Origin of the sequence: Actinomadura sp. NPDC049382, assembly GCF_040677125.1 — a bacterium.
GTDB classification, from domain to species: domain Bacteria; phylum Actinomycetota; class Actinomycetes; order Streptosporangiales; family Streptosporangiaceae; genus Spirillospora; species Spirillospora geliboluensis.
In genome coordinates, this window is sequence record NZ_JBFARO010000047.1 from 28999 (window position 1) to 49415 (window position 20417).

At 71.3% G+C, this 20417-nt stretch carries 10 protein-coding genes; all 10 read left to right on the top strand.

What is annotated here, in order from left to right; translation table 11 throughout:
- Positions 1-5 precede the first annotated feature (5 nt).
- On the top strand, positions 6-8678 hold the full coding sequence (locus AB0K34_RS25435) for an amino acid adenylation domain-containing protein (protein WP_364551257.1): 8673 nt from the start codon (positions 6-8) through the stop codon (positions 8676-8678).
- 4 nt (positions 8679-8682) lie between these two features.
- Positions 8683-13620 carry an amino acid adenylation domain-containing protein gene (locus AB0K34_RS25440; protein WP_364551259.1) on the top strand — a complete coding sequence of 1646 codons (4938 nt, stop codon included), beginning with the start codon at positions 8683-8685 and terminating at the stop codon, positions 13618-13620.
- Positions 13621-13667: 47 nt separating this feature from the next.
- Positions 13668-14372, top strand: coding sequence for an alpha/beta fold hydrolase (locus AB0K34_RS25445; RefSeq protein ID WP_364551261.1), 705 nt, complete (start codon positions 13668-13670; stop codon positions 14370-14372).
- Positions 14369-15229: a 3-hydroxyacyl-CoA dehydrogenase family protein gene (locus AB0K34_RS25450; RefSeq protein ID WP_364551263.1), complete on the top strand. Its 861-nt coding sequence runs from the start codon at positions 14369-14371 to the stop codon at positions 15227-15229. Before AB0K34_RS25445 ends, AB0K34_RS25450 begins: the two co-directional genes overlap by 4 nt.
- Positions 15229-15900, top strand: coding sequence for a class I SAM-dependent methyltransferase (locus tag AB0K34_RS25455; RefSeq protein ID WP_138640335.1), 672 nt, complete (start codon positions 15229-15231; stop codon positions 15898-15900). The genes AB0K34_RS25450 and AB0K34_RS25455 overlap by 1 nt, the downstream gene beginning before the upstream one ends.
- A 15-nt stretch (positions 15901-15915) precedes the next feature.
- Positions 15916-16188: a phosphopantetheine-binding protein gene (locus AB0K34_RS25460; protein ID WP_364551265.1), complete on the top strand. Its 273-nt coding sequence runs from the start codon at positions 15916-15918 to the stop codon at positions 16186-16188.
- A complete protein-coding gene (locus tag AB0K34_RS25465; RefSeq protein WP_364551267.1) occupies positions 16181-17281 on the top strand; it encodes an acyl-CoA dehydrogenase family protein in 1101 nt (366 codons plus the stop codon). The genes AB0K34_RS25460 and AB0K34_RS25465 overlap by 8 nt, the downstream gene beginning before the upstream one ends.
- A 20-nt stretch (positions 17282-17301) precedes the next feature.
- Entirely contained in the window at positions 17302-18393 is a 1092-nt protein-coding gene (locus AB0K34_RS25470) for an HAD-IIIC family phosphatase (protein WP_364551269.1), read from the top strand.
- A 174-nt stretch (positions 18394-18567) separates the two neighbouring features.
- Complete coding sequence (locus AB0K34_RS25475; protein ID WP_138640338.1) at positions 18568-19509, top strand: ATP-binding cassette domain-containing protein; 942 nt, start codon at positions 18568-18570, stop codon at positions 19507-19509.
- Between the two features lie 5 nt (positions 19510-19514).
- Positions 19515-20267 (top strand): ABC transporter permease, encoded by a 753-nt coding sequence (locus tag AB0K34_RS25480; protein ID WP_240808389.1) that lies wholly within the window; start codon positions 19515-19517, stop codon positions 20265-20267.
- Positions 20268-20417 lie beyond the last annotated feature (150 nt).

Here is a 20417-nt window from a genome sequence, read left to right on the forward strand (position 1 = left end):
CGCCGATGATCCCGTTGTCCTTCGCCCAGCGGCGGCTGTGGTTCCTCGACCGTCTGGAAGGCCCGTCCGCGACCTACAACTTCCCGTTCGCTCTGCGTCTCGAAGGGCCGCTGGACACGGCCGCGCTGGCCGCGGCGGTGACGGACGTCGCGACCCGGCACGAGAGCCTGCGCACCCTGATCGTCGAGAACGAGGACGGCACGCCGGAGCAGCGCGTCCTGCCCCCGCAGGAAGCGGTCCTCCCGTTCCGGGTGGTCGATGTGGCCGCTGACGCGATCGACGCCGCGATGAACGAGGCCGTGTGCGAGGGGTTCGACCTGGACACCGACCTTCCTCTGCGGACGACCGTCTTCCGCACCTCCCCGCAGGACCACGTGCTGGTGTTCGTCTTCCACCACATCGCCACGGACGGGGCGTCGATGACGCCGTTCCTCCGGGATCTGATGTCGGCGTACTCGGCCCGCCACCGGGGCGAGGCGCCCGATTGGGAGCCGCTGCCCGTCCAGTACAAGGACTACACGCTGTGGCAGCGCGAGCTGCTCGGCGACCAGGACGACCCGGAGAGCATCGTCACGTCCCAGCTCGACTACTGGCGGCGGGAACTGGACGGGGTGCCGCAGCCGGTGCGGCTGCCGCTGGACCGGCCGCGTCCGGCGGTGGCCGGCCACCACGGCGGCCATGTCGATCTCGAACTGGAACCGGAACTGGTCGCCCGGCTCGGGAAGCTGGCCGCGGACCGGGGCGCCACACCGCCCATGGTCGCGCAGGCCGCGCTGGCGGTACTGCTGTGGAAACTGGGCGCCGACGAGGACGTCACGATCGGCAGCCCGATCGAGGGGCGGACCGACGAGGCCCTGACCGACCTGATCGGGCTCTTCATCAACACCTGGGTGCTGCGCGCCGACCTGCCGGGGAACCCGTCGTTCGGCGAGCTCGTCGAGCAGGTCCGCGACAAGGCCCTCGCCGCGTACGACAACCAGGACCTGCCGTTCGAGCGGCTGGTGGAACTCCTCAACCCGGACCGCTCGACCTCGTACCAGCCGCTGTTCCAGGTGATGCTGGCCTGGCAGTTCCTCTGGCCGCAGCTCGAAATGCCCGACCTCCGGGCCACCCCCGTCCCGGCGGGCACCGGCACCGCGAAGCTCGACCTGTACTTCAACATCATCCCGAACGAGTCCGGCGGTGTGTACGGACGGCTGGAGTACGCGACGGAGCTGTTCGACCACGCCACGGCCGTCGCCATCGTCCAGCGGTTCGTGCGCGTCCTGCGGCAGGTGATCACCGACCCGGGCATGCGTCTCGAGGACGTCGACGTCCTGGACGAGGACGAGCGTCGGTGGTTGCTGCATGGGGTGAACGACACCGTTGAGCCGGTGTTGGAGTCGGGTTTGGTGGGGTCGGTGGCGCGGTGGGCGTCGGTGTCTGCGGACGCGCCTGCGGTCATTGGCGAGGCGGCGTCGCTGTCGTTCGGGGAGTTGGAAGCGCGGGCGAATCGGTTGGCGCATTGGCTGATCGATCGTGGTGTGGGCGCGGAGTCGTTGGTGGCGGTGTCTCTGCCGCGCTCGGTGGATCTTGTGGTGGCGCTGTTGGCGGTACTGAAGGCCGGTGGGGCTTATGTGCCGATCGATCCGGAGCATCCGCGTTCGCGGATCGACTACATCCTCGAAGACGCGGACCCGGTGCTGGTGCTGGACGCCGAGTTGCTAGCCGAGGCTGATACTGCCGCGTGCCCGGAGTCGGCGCCGGATGTGAGCGTCTCGCCGGAGAGCACGGCGTATGTGATCTACACGTCGGGGTCGACCGGCAATCCGAAGGGTGTGGCGGTCTCGCGGGGTGCGCTGGAGAACTTCCTGGCCACGATGCGTCGGCGGGTTCCGTTGTCGCCTGAGGACCGGCTGCTGGCGGTCACGACGGTCTCGTTCGACATCGCGGCCCTGGAGCTGTTCCTGCCGCTGATCTCGGGTGCGGCTGTGGTGCTTGTGGGGCGGGAGACGGTCGCTGATCCGTCCGCTGTGGTGGCGGTTGTGAAGCGCCATGGGGTGAAGGTGGCGCAGGCGACGCCGGCGTTCTGGCAGATGGTGCTGATGCAGGAGACAGACGCCGCCAAGGGTCTGCGTGTCCTGGTGGGTGGCGAGGCCCTGCCCGCGCCCTTGGCCGACGCTTTGGCTGACCAGGCGGTCGAGGTGTTGAACGTCTATGGCCCGACGGAGACGACGATCTGGTCGACGGCGGCGGTCGTGGAGGCCGGGTCGGGTGTGGCGATCGGTTCGCCGATCGGAAACACCCAGGTGTATGTGCTCGATGCGCGGTTGCGGCCGGTCCCGCGTGGTGTGGCGGGGGAGTTGTACATCGCTGGCGATGGGCTGGCCAGGGGGTACTTCGGGCGTTCGGCGTTGACGTCGGGCCGGTTCGTGGCGTGTCCGTTCGGTCCTGCCGGTGCGCGGATGTACCGCACCGGTGACCTCGTCCGATTCGGCGGGGACGGTCTGCTGGAGTACATCGGGCGTACCGACTTCCAGGTGAAGGTCCGCGGGTTCCGCATCGAGCTGGGCGAGATCGAACACGTGCTCGCCGGACATTCCCAGGTGGCACAGGCCGCCGTCGTGGTGCGGGAGGAGCAGGAAGGCGACAAGCGTCTCGTCGGCTACGTGGTGCCGGCGCCCGACGAGGCGCTGGCCGACCCCGCCGTCCAGGTCGACGAATGGCAGCAGGTCTACGACGACAGCTACGCGGCCTCCAATGACCAGGCGCTGGGTGAGGACTTCCAGTTGTGGCGGTCGTCGTATGACGGTGAGCCGATTCCGCGTGCGGAGATGGTGGAGTGGCGGGACGCGGCGGTGGCGCGGGTGCTGGCTTTCGCGCCGAGGCGGGTGCTGGAGATCGGTGTCGGTTCTGGTCTGCTGCTGGCGGAGATCGTCGGTGACGTGGAGGAGTACTGGGGCACCGATATCTCGGGCACAGTCGTGGATCGCGTCCGCAGGCAGGTCGAACGGGCGGGGTTCGGTGACCGTGTCCGGTTGAGCGCGCAGGCTGCCGATGACGTTTCGGGGTTGCCGGGCGGCCACTTCGACACGGTGGTGTTGAACTCGGTGGTCCAGTACTTCCCCAGCGCCGGCTACCTGGAACGAGTGCTGGACGCAGCCATGGGTTTGCTGGCGCCGGGCGGCCGGGTGGTGGTGGGCGATGTCCGCAACGCGGTGACGCATCGGGTGCTGTTGGAGGCGGTGCAGCGTGCGGCGCATCCGCATGCTTCGGAGGAGCAGTTGCGGACGCTGGTGGAGAAGGCGGTGCTGGCCGAACGGGAGTTGGTGGTCGCGCCGCAGTGGTTCACCGATTGGGCCCGGCAACGCGGCGTCGCGGTGGACATCCGGCTGAAGAACGGCAGAGCGCACAACGAACTGACCCGTCACCGCTACGAGGTCGTCCTGCACAAGGACCCGGCCGACGTCCTCGACCTGACAAGCGCACCGGCGCTGGCGTGGGGGGCCGAGGTGTCCGGCCTGGACGAACTCGACGGCCTAGCCCGCCGCGCAGATCTGGCGGACGGCCCCGTACGGGTGACCGGGATACCCAACGCACGCCTCGCCGAAGAGACCGGGCTGTCCGGGGCGGTCGACCCGGAGGAACTCCGACTGTCGGCGTGCGGGCAAGGACGGGACGCAATCGTCACGTGGTCCGGTGAGGACGCACGCTGTTTCGACGTGGTGCTGTCGCCCCCGCACCGGACCGTCACAGGTGGATACGTCCCCAGCGGCACCGGCGGCAAGGCCCTGGCGAACACGCCCGCGCTCGCCAAGACGATAGGCCCGCTGCTCTCCGAGCTGCCCGGCTACCTGCGCGAACGACTCCCCGACTACATGGTCCCGGCCACCCTCGTCCCGCTCTCGCAGATCCCCCTCACCCCCAACGGCAAGCTCGACCGGCGAGCGCTGCCTGAGCCGGATCACACGCAGGCGTCGATCGGCCGGGGGCCGCGCAACGAGCTGGAGGAGGCGCTCTGCGGCCTGTTCTCCGAAGTGCTCGGCCTGGAGAGCATCGGTATCGACAACGACTACTTCGCCCTCGGCGGTGACAGCATCCGTTCCGTCCAGGTCGTCGCTCGGGCGAGGTCCCGTGGTCTGGCCGTCACCGTGCGGGAGATCTTCGAGCACCGCACGGTCGCCCGGCTGGCGGAGCTGATCGAGGGACGCGACGAGGCGGGCCCGGCGCTGGCCGAGCTGCCGGGGGGCGGTGTCGGATGGGCCCCGCTGCCTCCGGTCGCGCACGGTCTCGTCCTCAACGGCGGCATCGAGCGGGCCTGCACCGCCAGGGTCCTGACCCTGCCCGAGGACGTCGCCGAACCGGACCTGGTCACGGCGGTGCAGGCGGTGCTGGATCGGCACGACGTGCTGCGCGCCCGGCTCGATCGGGCCGAACCCGGCCTGGTGATCGAGGCACCCGGCGGCGCGGACGCCGGCGCGCTGCTGCGGACGGTTCGCGGCGGCGCCGCCGACGTGCCCGCCGAACTCGCCGCCGCAGCGGACCGGTTGGAACCGTTCACGGGCGTCATGGCGCAGTTCGTCCGGCTCGCTGCGGACGCGGGCCCCGACCGGCTGCTGGTGGTCGCGCACCGCCTTGTCATGGACGATGCCTCATGGCGGATCCTCGTCCCGGACCTGGTCCTCGCGTGGCGTCAGGCACGGGACGGCGGGACTCCGGTACTGGCCCGGGTAGCGACCTCGTACCGCAGGTGGGCCCACGCCCTCGGCGACGAGGCGGCCGACCCGCGAAAGGTCGCGGAACTGCCGCAGTGGAAGCAGATCCAGAGCGGGCAGGCGCCGGGGGACCCGGGCCGGGTGCCCGACGTCGCGGAGACGGTGCGGGTCCGGGTGCCGGCGGATGTCACGGAGGTCCTGCTGGACCGGCTGCCCTCGGCGTTCCGCGCCCGTGCCGGCGACGGCCTCCTCACCGGCCTGGCACTGGCCTTGGCCCGCCGGCGCGAGGCGCGCGGCCTGCCGGGGACCCCGGAGGCCGTCCAGGTGGTGGGCGAGGCCAGGGAGGAGAACGCGGTCCCCGGCGCCGACCTGTCCCGCACGATCGGGCCGTTCACCGCCGAGTTCCCGGCGCGGTTGGACCTGACCGGGATCGACCTCGCGGACGCGTTCGCGGGCGGCCCGGCCGCCGGGCGGGCGATCAAGACCGTCAAGGAGCAGCTGCGGTCGGCCCCGGGCACCCCCGCCGAGCCCGCCGACGGCAGCGAACCGCAGATCGGCTTCGTCTTTCATGGCCGGGCGTCCGATGCGGACCTGCCTGAGGAACTGCGCGGCACGGGGTGGGACATGGCGGCCGTGTCGCGCGACGGCATGCCGGTGCGGTCGATGGTGGAGATCGATGTAGTGGCCGACGACGGCGGGCTGACGGCGGGCTTCTCCTTCTCCGCCGGTGCGCAGTCCCGTGGCGAGGTGTCGGAGCTGGCCGGGGCGTGGGCCGAGGCGCTGACCGCCCTGGCCCGGCATGCGGCGGCACCGGACGCGGGCGGCCTGACCCCGTCGGACGCGCCCCTGGCCGGCGTCGTCCAACAGGAGATCGACACGTGGGAGAGCCGGTTCGGCCGGCTGTCCGAAGTGTGGCCGGTGACCCCCGCGCAGTCCGGGATGCTCTTCCACACGATGCTGGTCGGCACGTCGTTCGACGCGTACCACACGCAGTGGGTGTTCCACCTGTCCGGCGAGGTCGCCCCGGAGCGGCTGCGGCGCGCCGGTCAGGCGCTCCTCGGCCGCTACGCCAACCTTCGCGGGGCGTTCGTCGACCGTGCGGACGGCGACATCGTGCAGGTGGTGCCGGAAACGGTGCCCCTGCCATGGCGGCACCTCGATCTGACGGCGGAGGCGGGCGAGGCCGACCGAGACGAGGCGTTCGAACGGTTCCTCACGCAGGACCGGGCCGCGCACTTCGACGTCGGCGTCCCTCCGCTGATCAGGCTGGCGCTCGTCACGCTGGAGTCGGACCGGGCCGAACTCGTGGTGACCGCCCATCACGCGCTGCTCGACGGCTGGTCCATGCCCTTGCTGATCCGGGACCTGCTGGGCCTCTACGCGTCCAACGGCGACCCGGCGGATCTGCCCGGCACGCGCGACTACGGCGACTTCCTGGCGTGGCTCGCGCACCAGGACCGCGACGAGGCCGTGCGGGCCTGGGCGGCCGAGCTCGACGGTGTGGACGAACCAACCCTGCTCGTGCCGCACGCGGGTGCGCGGCACGATTCCGAAGGCTTCGCGCAGATCGAGGTGGCCTTCGAGGACGTGGAGGGCCTTTCCCAGCGGGCCGCGCAACTCGGCGTCACCCTCAACACCGTCGTCCAAGGCGCGTGGGGGGTGCTGCTCGCGGAACTTGTCGGGCGCGCGGACGTCGTGTTCGGCGCCACCGTGGCGGGACGCCCGGCCGCGCTCATGGACGGCGGCGACATGGTCGGGCTGTTCATCAACACCATCCCCGTCCGGGTGCGGTGCGACCAGCGGGACACGTTCGCCGGGCTGCTCACCGCGCTGCAGGACCGCCAAGCCGCGCTGCTCGACCACCAGCACCACGGCCTCGCGGAGATCCAACAGGCCACCGGGCTGAGCGCGCTGTTCGACACCCTCGTGCTCTTCGAGTCGTTCCCGGTCGACACCGACGCGCTCGACAAGGCCGCGCCCTCGGACGGCATCGCCGTCACCGGGGCGCGGCCGTTCGCCGGCACGCATTACCCGATCACGCTGACCGCCGTGCCCGGCCCGCGGCTGCACCTGTCCATGCAGTACCAGAAGAACCTGGTCGACCACGAGGCGGCGGCCGCCCTCGCCGCCCGGTTCGCCCGGGTCCTCGGCCAGTTCGTCACCGACCCGGACACGCGTCTCGCGGACGTCGACGTGCTCGGCGAGGACGAGCGCCGGTGGCTGCTGCACGAGGTGAACGACACCGCCGAGCCGGCGCTGGAGCCGGGCCTGGTGGAGTCGGTCGCCCGGCGGGCCGAGATGTCACCGGACGCGCCCGCCGTCATCGGCGAACGCGTGACGCTGACCTACGCGGAGCTGGACGCGCGGGCGAATCGCCTGGCCGGATGGCTGATCGATCGGGGCGCACGGCCCGAGTCGCCGGTGGCCGTCCGCCTGCCGCGCTCGGTGGACCTCGTGGTCGCGTTGCTGGCGGTGCTGAAGGCCGGGGCGGCCTATGTCCCGATCGATCCGGAGCATCCGCGTTCGCGGATCGACTACATCATCGGTGATGCCGATCCGGTGCTGGTGCTGGACGGCGACGTGGACTGTTCTGAGTTCCCGGACACGGCGCCGCAGGTGGCCGTCTCACCGGAGAGCACGGCGTATGTGATCTACACGTCGGGATCGACGGGCGACCCAAAGGGCGTGGCGGTCTCGCGGGGCGCACTGGAGAACTTCCTGGCCACGATGGGGCGGCGGGTTCCGTTGTCGCCTGAGGACCGGTTGCTGGCGGTCACGACTGTCTCGTTCGACATCGCGGCACTGGAGCTGTTCCTGCCGCTGATCTCCGGCGCGGCCGTCGTGCTGGCGGGGGAGGAGGACGCCGCCGCCGACCTGTCGGCCGGAGCGATGATGCGCCGCCACGGCGTCACCGTGGTGCAGGCGACCCCGGCGTTCTGGCAGATGCTCCTGATGCAGGAGCCGAACGCCGCGAAGGGCCTGCGGGTCCTGGTGGGCGGCGAGGCCCTGCCCGTGCCTCTCGCCGAGGCTTTGGCCGATCAGGCGTCCGAGGTGCTGAACGTCTACGGCCCGACGGAGACGACGATCTGGTCGACGGCGGCGGCCGTGGAGACCGGGTCGGGTGTGGCGATCGGTTCGCCGATCGGCAACACCCAGGTGTATGTCCTCGACGCGCGGCTGCTCCCGGCTCCACGCGGCGCCGTGGGCGAGCTGTACATCGCCGGTGACGGGCTGGCCCGGGGCTATTTCGGGCGCCCGGCGCTGACGTCCGGACGGTTCGTGGCGTGCCCGTTCGGTCCTGCCGGTGCGCGGATGTACCGCACCGGTGACCTCGTCCGATACGGCGGCGACGGTCGGCTGGAGTACATCGGACGTACCGACTTCCAGGTGAAGATCCGCGGGTTCCGGATCGAGCTGGGCGAGATCGAGCACGTGCTCGCCGGACATCCCGATGTCGCGCAGGTGGTCGCGGTCGTGCGAGAGGACCGTCCCGGCGATCAGCGGCTCGTCGCGTACGCGGTGCCGGCCGGCGGGGCGGGCCCGGACGCCGTCGACGTCGAGGCGCTGAAGGGCTTCCTCCGGGAGCGCGTACCGGAGTACATGGTGCCCTCGGCGATCGTGCCCATGACCGGGTTCCCGACGACGCCGAACGGCAAGCTCGACCGCGCCGCGCTCCCCGCCCCCGGCCACGCACCGGCCACGACCGGACGAGAACCCCGCAGTCCGCGCGAAAGGACCCTGTGCGCGCTGTTCGCGGAGGTGCTCGGCCTGGAGAAGGTCGGCGTCGACGACGACTTCTTCGCCCTCGGCGGGCATTCCCTGCTGGCCACCCGGCTGATCAGCCGCGCCCGCGCCGAGATCGGGGTCGAGATCCCCATCCGCACGTTCTTCGACCTGCCGACGGTGGCCGCGCTCGCCGCGTGGTCGGAGAAGTCGGCCGCTCCGCGTCGCCCCGCCCTGCGCAAGATGACCGTAGAGGAGTGAAGGAATGATCCCGCTGTCGTTCGCGCAACGGCGCATGTGGCTCCTGCACCAGCTGGAGGGGGCGTCGGAGACCTACAACATGTCGGCGGCGTTCCGGCTGACCGGCCCCCTGGACGAGGCCGCCCTCGTCACGGCGATCGGCGACCTGATCGAGCGGCACGAGATCCTGCGCACCACCTATCCGGTGGACGGCGACGGCGAACCCCGCCAGCGGATCCTGCCGATGGCGGAGGTGTCCCCGCGGGTGCCGGTGCGCGACGTGGCGCCCGCGGACGTGGCCGTCGCCGTCGACGAGGCCGTCGCCCACCGGTTCGACCTGGCGGCCGAACTCCCGGTCCGGGCGACCCTGTTCCGCTGCTCTCCGCGCGAACACGTCCTGGTCCTGGTCGTCCACCACATCGCGATGGACGGCAGCTCGGGCGCGCCGCTCGTACGGGACCTGGCCACCGCCTACACGGCCCGCCGGGACGGCCGCTCACCGGAATGGGAGCCGCTGCCCGTCCAGTACAAGGACTACACGCTGTGGCAGCGCGAACTGCTCGGCGACATCGACGACCCGGGCAGTCTCGCCGCGCGGCAGCTCGACTACTGGCGCACGGAACTGGCCGGGGTGCCGCAGCCGCTGACGCTGCCGCTGGACCGGCCGCGCCCGGCGGAGGCGAGTTCGCACGGAGACACGGTCGACTTCGCCGTGGAGCCGGCGGTGGTGGCGAGGCTGGAGAAGCTCGCCGCCGAGCGCGGGACGACCATGTCGATGGTCCTGCAGACGGCCCTCGCCGTGCTGCTGCACAAGCTCGGCGGCTGCGACGACGTCACGATCGGGAGCCCGGTCGCCGGACGGACCGACGAAGCGCTGGACGACCTCGTCGGATTCTTCGCCAACACCCTGGTGCTGCGCGCGGACCTGTCGGGCGACCCGTCGTTCACCGGCCTGCTCGCGCAGGTCCGGGACAAGGCGCTGACGGCCTACGAGCACCAGGACCTGCCGTTCGAGACGCTGGTCGAGGCGATCAACCCCGACCGCTCCGCGGCCTACCAGCCGCTGTTCCAGGTGATGTTCGCCTGGCAGAACTTCGAGAGGCGGAGCCTCGAACTCGCCGGGCTCGACGTGGAGTACGAGCAGGCCCTCACATCGACCGTCAAGTTCGACCTCTTCTTCAGCATGGCCGTGGACGACTCGGGGACGCTGCGCGGCGACCTCCAGTACGCGACCAGGCTGTTCGATCGGGACACGGCCGAGGCCATCACCACTCGTTTCGCGCGCGTCCTGGACCAGCTGGTCACCGACCCCGACATGTGCGTCGGGGACGTCGATGTGGTGGACGAGGACGAGCGTCGGTGGTTGCTGCATGGGGTGAACGACACCGTTGAGCCGGTGTTGGAGCCGGGTTTGGTGGGGTCGGTGGCGCGGTGGGCGTCGATCTCTCCGGACGCGCCCGCTGTGATTGGCGAGGCGGGGTCACTGTCTTTTAGAGAGCTGGACGTACGGGCGAATCGGTTGGCGCATTGGCTGATCGATCGTGGTGTGGGCCCGGAGTCGCTGGTGGCGGTGTGCCTGCCGCGGTCGGCGGACCTTGTGGTGGCGTTGCTGGCGGTGCTGAAGGCCGGGGCGGCCTATGTCCCGATCGATCCGGAGCATCCGCGTTCGCGGATCGACTACATCATCGGTGATGCCGATCCGGTGCTGGTGCTGGACGGCGACGTGGACTGTTCTGAGTTCCCGGACACGGCGCCGCCGGTGGCCGTCTCGCCAAAGAGCACGGCGTATGTGATCTACACGTCGGGGTCGACCGGCAATCCGAAGGGTGTGGCGGTCTCGCGCGGTGCCCTGGAGAACTTCATGGCCACGATGAGCCGGCGGGTCCCGTTGTCGCCCGAGGACAGGCTGCTGGCGGTGACGACGGTCTCGTTCGACATCGCGGCACTGGAGTTGTTCCTGCCGCTGATCTCCGGTGCGGCCGTGGTGCTTGTGGATCGGGAGACGGTCGCTGATCCGTCGGCTGTGGTGGCCGTTGTGAAGCGCCATGGCGTGAGGGTGGCGCAGGCGACGCCGGCGTTCTGGCAGATGGTGCTGATGCAGGAGACAGACGCCGTGAAGGGTCTGCGTGTCCTCGTGGGTGGCGAGGCTCTGCCTGTGTCTCTTGCCGAGGCTTTGGCCGATCAGGCGGCCGAGGTGTTGAACGTCTATGGCCCGACGGAGACGACGATCTGGTCGACGATGGCGGCAGTCGAGGCCGGGTCGGGTGTGGCGATCGGTGCACCGATCGGAAACACCCAGGTGTATGTGCTCGACGCGCGGTTGCGGCCAGTCCCGCGTGGTGTGGCGGGGGAGTTGTACATCGCCGGTGACGGGCTGGCCAGAGGCTATTTCGGGCGTTCGGCGCTGACATGCGGCCGGTTCGTGGCGTGCCCGTTCGGTCCTGCCGGTGCACGGATGTACCGCACCGGCGATCTGGTCCGATTCGCCCGCGACGGACGGTTGGAGTACATCGGCCGTACCGACTTCCAGGTGAAGGTCCGTGGATTCCGGATCGAGTTGGGCGAGATCGAACACGTACTGGCTCAGCACCCCGGGGTGGCGCAGGCCGCAGTGGTGGTGCGGGAGGCCCGGGAGGGCGACAAGCGCCTCGTCGGCTACGTGGTACCCGATCCGGACACCCCCGCTGATGTCGATGTCCAAGTGGACGAATGGCGCCAGGTCTACGACGACGGTTACACCGATTCCGGCGATGAGGCGCTGGGTGAGGACTTCCAGTTGTGGCGGTCGTCGTATGACGGTGAGCCGATCCCGCGTGCGGAGATGGTGGAGTGGCGCGATGCGGCGGTGGCGCGGGTGCTGGCTTTCGCGCCGAGGCGGGTGCTGGAGATCGGTGTCGGGTCTGGTCTGCTGCTGGCGGAGATCGTCGGTGAGGTGCAGGAGTTCTGGGGCACTGATACCTCGGGCACGGTGGTGGATCGCGTGCGCGGGCAGGTGGAGCGGGCGGGGTTCGGTGACCGTGTCCGGTTGAGCGCGCAGGCCGCCGACGACATCTCGGGGCTGCCGGATGGCCACTTCGACACGGTGGTGCTGAACTCGGTGGTCCAGTACTTCCCCAGCGCCGGCTACCTGGAACGAGTGCTGGACGCAGCCATGGGTTTGCTGGCGCCGGGCGGGCGGGTGGTGGTGGGTGATGTCCGCAACGCGGTGACGCATCGGGTGCTGCTGGAGGCGGTGCAGCGTGCGGCGCATCCGCATGCTTCGCAGGAGCAGTTGCGGACGCTGGTGGAGAAGGCGGTGCTGGCCGAGCGGGAGTTGGTGGTCGCGCCGCAGTGGTTCACCGATTGGGCCCGGGACCGCGGCGTCGCGGTGGACATCCGGCTGAAGGACGGCAGGGCGCACAACGAGCTGACCCGCCACCGCTACGAGGTCGTCCTGCACAAGGACCCGGCCGACGTCCTCGACCTGACAAGCGCACCGGCGCTGGCGTGGGGGGCCGAGGTGTCCGGCCTGGACGAACTCGACGGCCTAGCCCGCCGCGCGGACCTGGCGGCCGGCCCGGTACGGGTGACCGGGATACCCAACGCACGCCTCGCCGAAGAGGTCCCGGTCACCGGCGACCTGCTCGATCCGCAAGAGTTCGCCGACTGGGCGCGGCGGCAGGGGAGGGACGCGGTCCTCACCTGGTCCGGCGACTCCGTCCACGCCTTCGACGCGGTGCTGCTGCCCCCGTCCAGGTCGGGCCACCGGATCATCTCCGGTGGGTTCGTCCCCCAAGGGACGGGCGGGACGATCCGCGTCAACACCCCGGCGCTGGCGAGCTCGATCGGCCCGCTCCTGTCCGAGTTGCCCGGCTACCTGCGCGAACGCCTCCCCGACTACATGGTCCCGGCCACCCTCGTCCCGCTCTCGCAGATCCCCCTCACCCCCAACGGCAAGCTCGACCGGCGGGCACTGCCGTCGCAGCACGCGAGCGTCGGGAGCAGCCGGGAGCCGCGCAACCTGACCGAACGAACGCTGTGCGCCCTGTTCGGCGAGCTGCTCGGCCTGGAGGGCGTCGGCATCGACGACGACTTCTTCGCGCTCGGCGGGCATTCGCTTCTGGCGGTCCGGCTCATCGCCCGCATCAGGGAACGTTTCGGGACCGACGTCCCCCTCAGGACGGTCATCAAGTACCCGACGGTGGCGGAGCTGGGCACGCTGATCCTCGCCAACAGCGTCCCCCAGGAGCACGCCGACCCGTTCGGGGTCGTGTTCCCGCTGAACGGCGATCCCGGAACGGGGAAGCCTCCCGTGTGGTTCTTCCACACCGGAGGCGGGCTGAGCTGGGCGTACTTCAGCTTCGAGCCGTATCTGCGGGACCGGCCGCTCTACGCCCTGCAGTCCCGCGGCCTCGACGGCGAGGGCACGCTGCCGGGGTCGGTGGAGGAGATGGTCGACGACTACGTCGCCGAGATGCTGGAGATCCAGCCGGACGGGCCGTTCCACCTGATCGGCTGGTCGTACGGCGGGACCGTCGTGCACGCCGTCGCGGACGCGCTCGACCGGCGCGGCCACGAGGTCGCCTTCCTCGCCATCCTGGACTCGCTGCCGGGCCGCGAGTTCAAGGAGCAGGCCGGCCGGGACCGCTCCGAGTTCCGCAAGGAGCTGGAGGACTTCCACAAGCAGTTCATGAACGTGGGCGACCAGGAGGGCCTACTCGACGCCATGTCGGAGGTCCTGACCAACAACATGCACATCATGGCGGAGTTCGAGTCGCCGGTGTACCGCGGCGACGTGCTGTATTTCAACGCGGAGATCAAGCCCCCGGGGGTGCTCCAGGGATCCTGGGCGCGCCTGTGGCGGCCGTACGTCCTCGGCGCCCTGGAGGTGCACGACGTGCGCGCCACGCACTTCGACATGCACATGCCCGGGCCAGCGGCCGAGATCTTCGAGGTCATCACCCGCAGGCTGGGGGCGATGTGACCGGGAACCGAAACGGAGTTGCTCAGGTGAAAGCCACGTTGTTGTGCGTGCCGTTCGCAGGAGCGGGGGCGTCGTTCTTCCATCCGTGGCGGGCGCTGTCCGCCGGCCGGTGGCGGGTGGTGCCGTTCGAACTGCCCGGCAGGGAGCGGCGGCTGCTGGAGACGCCGTACCGGAACGTCGTCGAAGCGGCCAAGAGCGAGGTCGACGGCGTCGTCGAGGCGCTCGGCGAGGGGGCGCGGCCCGTCCTGTTCGGGCACAGCCTGGGCGCGGTGCTCGCCTACGAGCTGGCGCACCTGCTGAGGGCGCGCGATGTGCCGGTCGAGCGGCTGGTCGTCAGCGGTTCCCCCGGCCCCTGGACGCAGCGCGAGCGGCGGGCGACGGGGCTCCCGGACGAGGAGTTCCTCGCCCGGGTGGAGGAGTTCGCGGGCTTCCGGCACGAGGCGCTGGGCCACCCGGAGATGCGCGAGATGATCCTGCCCGTCCTGAAGGCCGACTGCGAGATGCACGAGAACTACGTCCCGAGCACGGACGAGCCCCTGCCGGTGCCGATCTGCTCGGTCCGGGGCGCGTCCGACGGCCTGGTCAGCGCCGACGGGGCCCGGGAGTGGCGGGACGCGACCACGGGTGTGTTCGGCTACGCCGAACTCCCGGGCGATCACATGTACCTGGTCGAGCGCGCCGCCGAGGTGCTGGACCTGATCGAGGCGGAGTCCTCCGGCGGTCCGGGCCGGAACGGCGGGGTGGGCCGATGACCGGGGTAGAGGCAACGCCGTCCGTCGCCGTGTTCGGGGCGGGTGTGATGGGGGTCGGCATCGCCGCCCTCGCCCTCGGGCGAGGAGTGCCGGTCACGATCGTGGACGTGGACGAGGAGCGGCTGGGCACGGCGCGCGAACGCGTCCGGGCCGAGCTCCGCCTCGCGCACATGATGGGCGCCCTCCCGCGGACCGGTCCGGCCGGTGAGCTGCGGCTCGCCGGTTCCGCCTCGGCGGCGGCGGACGCGACGTGGGTGATCGAGGCGATCACCGAGGACGCCGAGCTGAAGGCGGCGGCGCACCGGGAGATCGCCGCCGCGGTCGCGCCGGGCACCGCGCGGATCACCAACACCTCCTCCATCCCGGTGGACGAGCTCGCCGGCCGGGTCCCGTCCCCGGCGGACCTGGTGGGCGTCCATTTCATGAATCCGCCCTACCTGATCGGCACGCTGGAGGTCGTGCGCGGGCCGCGGACCGGTGAGCGGGCCATGGCGGCCGTGAAGGAGCTGCTGTCCGTGCTGGACCGGAAGGGGATCGTGGTCGGCGACGGCCCCGGCTTTGTCACCAGCCGCGTCCTGCACCGCATGATCAACGACGCGGCGAACGTCGTCGCGGAGGGCCGGGCCACCGTCGAGGACGTCGACGCGCTGATGGAGGGCTGCCTCGGGCATCCGACCGGTCCGCTGCGGACCGCCGACCTGATCGGGATCGACAACCTCGTCGACTCGCTGACGGTGCTGTACGAGCGCACCGGGGACGAGGGCTGCCGCCCCAGCGAGCTGCTGCTGCGCAAGGTCGCCGAAGGCGACCACGGGCGCAAGACCGGCCGCGGCTTCTACGAGTACGGGGTCCGCTGATGGCCGGGCAGGTGGAGCTGAGCGAGCGGCTGCTCGACTACGTGCGGTCGGTGTCGCTGCGCGACGACGCGGTCCTCCGCGACCTGGTCGCCGAGACGGCGGCAATGCCGCCGCTGCACGCCATGGTGACGATGCCGGAGGAGGGGCAGCTGCTCGCCCTGCTGGTCGGGCTGACCGGGGCGGGCCGGGTGCTGGAGATCGGCACGTTCACCGGCTACAGCACGCTGTGCATGGCGCGGGCGCTGCCGCCCGGCGGCCGGATCGTCACCTGCGACATCAGCGCGCGCTGGACCGCGGTCGCCGAGCGGTACTGGGCGCGCGCCGGCGTCGCCGACCGGATCGAGCTGCGGCTCGGGGACGCCGCGGAGACCATGGCGAAGCTGCTCGCCGAACGCGGCCCCGGAACGTTCGACCTGGTCTTCGTCGACGCGGACAAGACCGGCTACGCGCACTACTACGAGCAGGCGCTCACCCATCTGCGGCCGGGCGGCCTGGTGGTGCTCGACAACACGCTCTTCTTCGGGCGGGTCGCCGATCCCGGCGCGGACGATCCCGACACTGAGGCCATCCGTGCGCTCAACGCCTCGCTGCACGGCGACACGAGAGTCGACCTGTCGCTGCTCGTGATGGCGGACGGGATCACGCTGGCCCGCAAGAACACGACGAGCTGAGAAGGGGTTCGGCCCATGACGGAATCGACGACCGCCCCATCGGCCGCTGAGATCGAGCAGCGGATCGGTGCGTTCCTCGAAGTGAAGACGAAGGTGACGTGGGAGCGGGAGGTGGACCTGTTCGCCTCCGGGGCGGTGTCCTCGCTCTTCGCGATGGAGCTGGTGGTGTTCGTGGAGGGGGAGTTCGGCGTCACCGTGGAGGGCGCCGACCTGGCGCTCGACAACTTCCGCACCCTGCGGTCCATGAGCGCTCTGATCACCCGGCTGCGCGGCGGCGACGGTGCTTGAGACCCTGACCGCGCTGGTCACCGACACGGTCGGCGACGCCGCGGGCGCGTGGGATGTGGCGGGCGAGATCCCGGTCCCCCTGCTGCGGGCCCTGGGCGCGAAGGGCGTGCTGTGCGCCGAGGCGGCCCCCGAGTTCGGCGGCCCCGGCCTGTCCGGGGCCGACAACGGGGCGCTCACCGCGCACACCGGTGCGCTGTGCAGCTCGCTGCGCAGCGTGATGACGTCGCAGGGGATGGCCGCGTGGACCGTCCAGCGGTTCGGCGACCGGGGGCAGCGGTCGGAGTTCATCGGCCGGCTCACCGGCGGCGACCTGGCCGCGGTGGCGTTCAGCGAGCCGGGCGCGGGCAGCGACCTCGCCGCGATGACCACCGAGATCCGGCGCGACGGCGACGAGATCGTCGTCGACGGCGCCAAGACGTGGATCACGGTCGCCGCCTACGCCGACTGGATCGTCGTGTTCGGCCGGTACGCGGGCGCGGGCGGCGTCGCCGTCGTGCCCGCGTCGGCGCCCGGCGTCCGCGTGGAGCGGGTGCCCGAACCGCTCGGCTGCCGCGCCGCCGGGCACGCCGCCGTGACCCTCGACGGCGTGCGGCTGCCCGCGGGGAACCTCCTCGCGGTGGCCGGGCAGCCGGTCGTCATGCTGACCACCATCGCCCTGGCGTACGGGCGGCTGTCGGTGGCCTGGGGATGCGTCGGCATCCTGCGCGCCTGCCTCGCGGCCGCCGCCCGGCACGCCCGGACCCGCGAGCAGTTCGGGAAGCCCCTCCTCCAGCACCAGCTCGTCGCCCGCCACCTGGCCGAGCTCTACGCCGCCGAGCGGACCGCGACCTACGTCTGCGAGCAGGCCGCCCGCAGCCGGGACGAGGGGTCGCCGGAGCAGGTGCGCGCGGCCGTCCTCGCCAAGCACGTCGCGGCCGGGAACGCCGCCCGCGGCGCGGCGTCCGCGCTGCAGGTGCTCGCCTCCGCCGGCGCGTCCGGCGGGCACGTCGTGGAGCGGGCCTACCGCGATGCGAAGCTCATGGAGGTCATCGAAGGCAGCAGCGAGATCTGCCAGCTGATCCTCGCCGAGCACGCCGCCGCGGCGGCGGGCTGACCGACCCGACGGGAGCGGACGTGTCCGAAGCGCAACCGATCGTGAAATGCCTGGTCTGGGACCTCGACAACACGCTGTGGAACGGCACGCTCGCCGAGGACGGCAGCGTCGAGGTCGACGACGCCGTCCGCAAGGTCGTCATGGGCCTCGACGCGCGCGGCGTCCTGCAGGCCGTGGCGAGCCGCAACGACCACGACGAGGCGTGGGCGCGGCTCGAGGAGCACGGCCTCGCCGACTACTTCGTCCTGCCGCACATCGGATGGGGCCCGAAGTCGGAGTCGGTGCGCAGCATCGCCGAGCGGCTGAACTTCTCCCCGCGGACGGTCGCGTTCATCGACGACCTGCCGAGCGAGCGCGCCGAGGTCGCCTACCACCTGCCGGACGTCCGGTGCTACCGGGCCGAGCAGGCCCGCGACCTGCTCGACCTGCCCGAGTTCAGCCCGCCGGTGGTCACCGTCGACGCGCGCCGGCGCCGCGAGATGTACCGGGCCGGGTTCGAGCGGGACCGGCAGCGCGAGCGCTTCCAGGGCGCCGACGAGGACTTCCTGCGCTCGCTCGGCCTGGAGATGCGCATCGCCGAGGCCGGTGAGGAGGAGATCACCCGGGTCGAGGAGCTGACGCTGCGGACCAGCCAGATGAATGCGACCGGCGTGCACTACTCGGACGCCGCGCTGCGCTCGCTGCTGTCCGACGAGGCCCACGACGTGCTGGTGGTCTCAATGGCCGACCGCTTCGGGCCGCACGGCGCCGTCGGGGTGGTGCTGGTCGAGAAGGCCCCGGGGGCGTGGCGCGTCAAGCTGCTGGCGACGTCGTGCCGGGTCGTCTCGTTCGGCGCGGGCGCGGTGCTGCTGCGGTGGCTCACCGACGCCGCGGCGCGGGCCGGGGCGCACCTCGCCGCCGACTTCCGGCGCACCGAGCGCAACCGGATGATGGAGGTGGCCTACCGGTTCGCGGGCTTCACCACCGCGGACTGCGCCTGCCTCGCCGCGTTCTCGCCCGCCGAGGGCATCCAGTGCCTCCACCTGGAGCCGGCCAGGCAGGACCCGCCGGCGACGATGCGGGTCTTCGCCCCGCCCCCGCACACCGGCGGGGCGCCGGTGGAATGGCTGTAGCCCGCGCTCGCCTCACCCGGGAGCCGCCGCCCCGGGGCCGGCCGCTGTCCCGGCAACGGGACATCGGTTCCCCGCCGGCGGTGACAAGCGCCCCGACCTGGAGTTGAAGAGATGAAATGAGGCGGCCCCGGAAAGACGGTTATATTTCCCGTCCCGATAGGGGAAAGTGGAGGCATGAGCAGTGGCTCGGCGATCACAGCTTCAGGGCTGCGAAAAGCGTTCGGTGACAAAGTCGTGCTCGACGGCATAGACTTCGAGGTCGCCGCCGGATCGGTCTTCTCCATGCTCGGCCCGAACGGCGCCGGCAAGACCACGACCGTGAACATTCTCGCGACCCTGTCGAAACCCGACGCGGGTACGGTGCGCGTCGCCGGCCACGACGTGGTGAGCGAGACCAGGAGCGTGCGCGCGGCCATCGGCGTGACCGGCCAGTTCGCCGCGGTGGACGAGCTGCTGACGGGCCGCGAGAACCTGAAGCTCATGGCGGACCTGAAACGGGTGCCGCACGGCGGGCGGGTGGCCGCGGAGCTGCTGGAGCGCTTCGACCTGGTGGACGCGGCCGACCGGATCGCCTCGTCCTACTCCGGCGGCATGCGCCGGAAACTGGACCTCGCGATGACGCTGGTCGGCGCCCCGCGGATCATCTTCCTCGACGAGCCGACCGCGGGCCTCGACCCGCGCAGCAGGCGCACCATGTGGGGGATCGTCCGCGAGCTGGTCGCCGCGGGCACCACCATCTTCCTCACCACCCAGTACCTGGAGGAGGCCGACCAGCTCGCCGACCACGTCGCGGTGCTCGACCAGGGGCGCCTGGTCGCCCAGGGCACCCCCGAGGAGCTCAAGCGGCAGGTGCCCGGCACCCATGTCCAGCTCAGGTTCGCCGGGCCCGACGAGCTCGCCGCCGCCGCCCGGGTGCTGGACGGGTCCGCGCCGGACGTCCAGGAACTGACCCTGCGGGTGCCCGGCGACGGGGACTCCGCGTCGCTGAAGGCCCTGCTGGACCGGCTCGACGAGCACGCGATCATCGCCGAGCGGTGCACCGTGCACACCCCCGACCTCGACGATGTCTTCCTCGCCCTGACCGGGCGCACGAGCGCGGAGGCGAGCGCACGGTGAACGGCGTGGCGGCGGCCCTGGCGGACTCCTCGATCATGTTGCGCCGCAACCTGAAGCACAGCGTCCGCAACCCCCTCGTGGTGTTCAACGCGGTCCTGGTCCCCATCGGGATCATGGTGGTGTTCGTCAAGGTGTTCGGCGGCGCCTTCAGCGTCGGCGAGGACTACATCGACTACGCGACGCCCGGGATGATCGTGATGGCCGTCAGCTACGGGCTGGTGTCCACCGCGACGGCCGTCAACGACGACATGACCAAGGGCATCATCAACCGCTTCAAGGCCATGGACGTCTCCCGCGGCGCCGTGCTGACCGGGCAGGTCGTCATCACGACGGTGCGCTCGCTGGTCGCGATCGCCGCGATCGTCCTGGTGGCGCTGCCGATGGGGTTCAGCCCGCACGCGAGCGTGCTCCAGTGGCTCGGCGTCCTCGGCCTGGTCGTCCTGCTCACCGTGGCGGCCAGCTGGCTCGCCGTCGCGCTCGGCCTCGCCGCGAAGACCGCCGAGTCGGCGGGCATGGCCGCCGTGCCGCTGATCATGCTGCCGTTCCTCAGCAGCGCGTTCGTGCCCGCGGACACGATGGGCGCCGGCCTGCGGCAGTTCGCCGAGTACCAGCCCTTCACCCCGATCATCGAGACGCTGCGCGGGCTGCTGGCGGGCCACCCGTCGGGCGGCGACGCCGTCGCGGCCGTCCTCTGGTGCGTCGCGCTCGCCCTCGCCGGGTACGTGTGGGCGGTCTCGCTGTTCAAGAAGCGGGCCTGACGAACGGCACGTCCGATAACACCGGGGCCCGATAACACCGGGGCGCCTTCCGGTGTTCTTTCACGCTGCCCGGAATAAGCCGCGTCCCGACCTTTTCATTTCCCGCGCCGCGATGCGCGTCAACCCCTGCCCGGACTACGCGCGCCCGAC

Coding starts and splice junctions, on each gene's coding strand:
- AB0K34_RS25450 (WP_364551263.1), top strand. CDS start 14,369: ATGACCGGGGTAGAGGCAACGCCGTCCGTCGCCGTGTTCGGGGCGGGT.
- AB0K34_RS25435 (WP_364551257.1), top strand. CDS start 6: ATGATCCCGTTGTCCTTCGCCCAGCGGCGGCTGTGGTTCCTCGACCGT.
- AB0K34_RS25460 (WP_364551265.1), top strand. CDS start 15,916: ATGACGGAATCGACGACCGCCCCATCGGCCGCTGAGATCGAGCAGCGG.
- AB0K34_RS25455 (WP_138640335.1), top strand. CDS start 15,229: ATGGCCGGGCAGGTGGAGCTGAGCGAGCGGCTGCTCGACTACGTGCGG.
- AB0K34_RS25475 (WP_138640338.1), top strand. CDS start 18,568: ATGAGCAGTGGCTCGGCGATCACAGCTTCAGGGCTGCGAAAAGCGTTC.
- AB0K34_RS25440 (WP_364551259.1), top strand. CDS start 8,683: ATGATCCCGCTGTCGTTCGCGCAACGGCGCATGTGGCTCCTGCACCAG.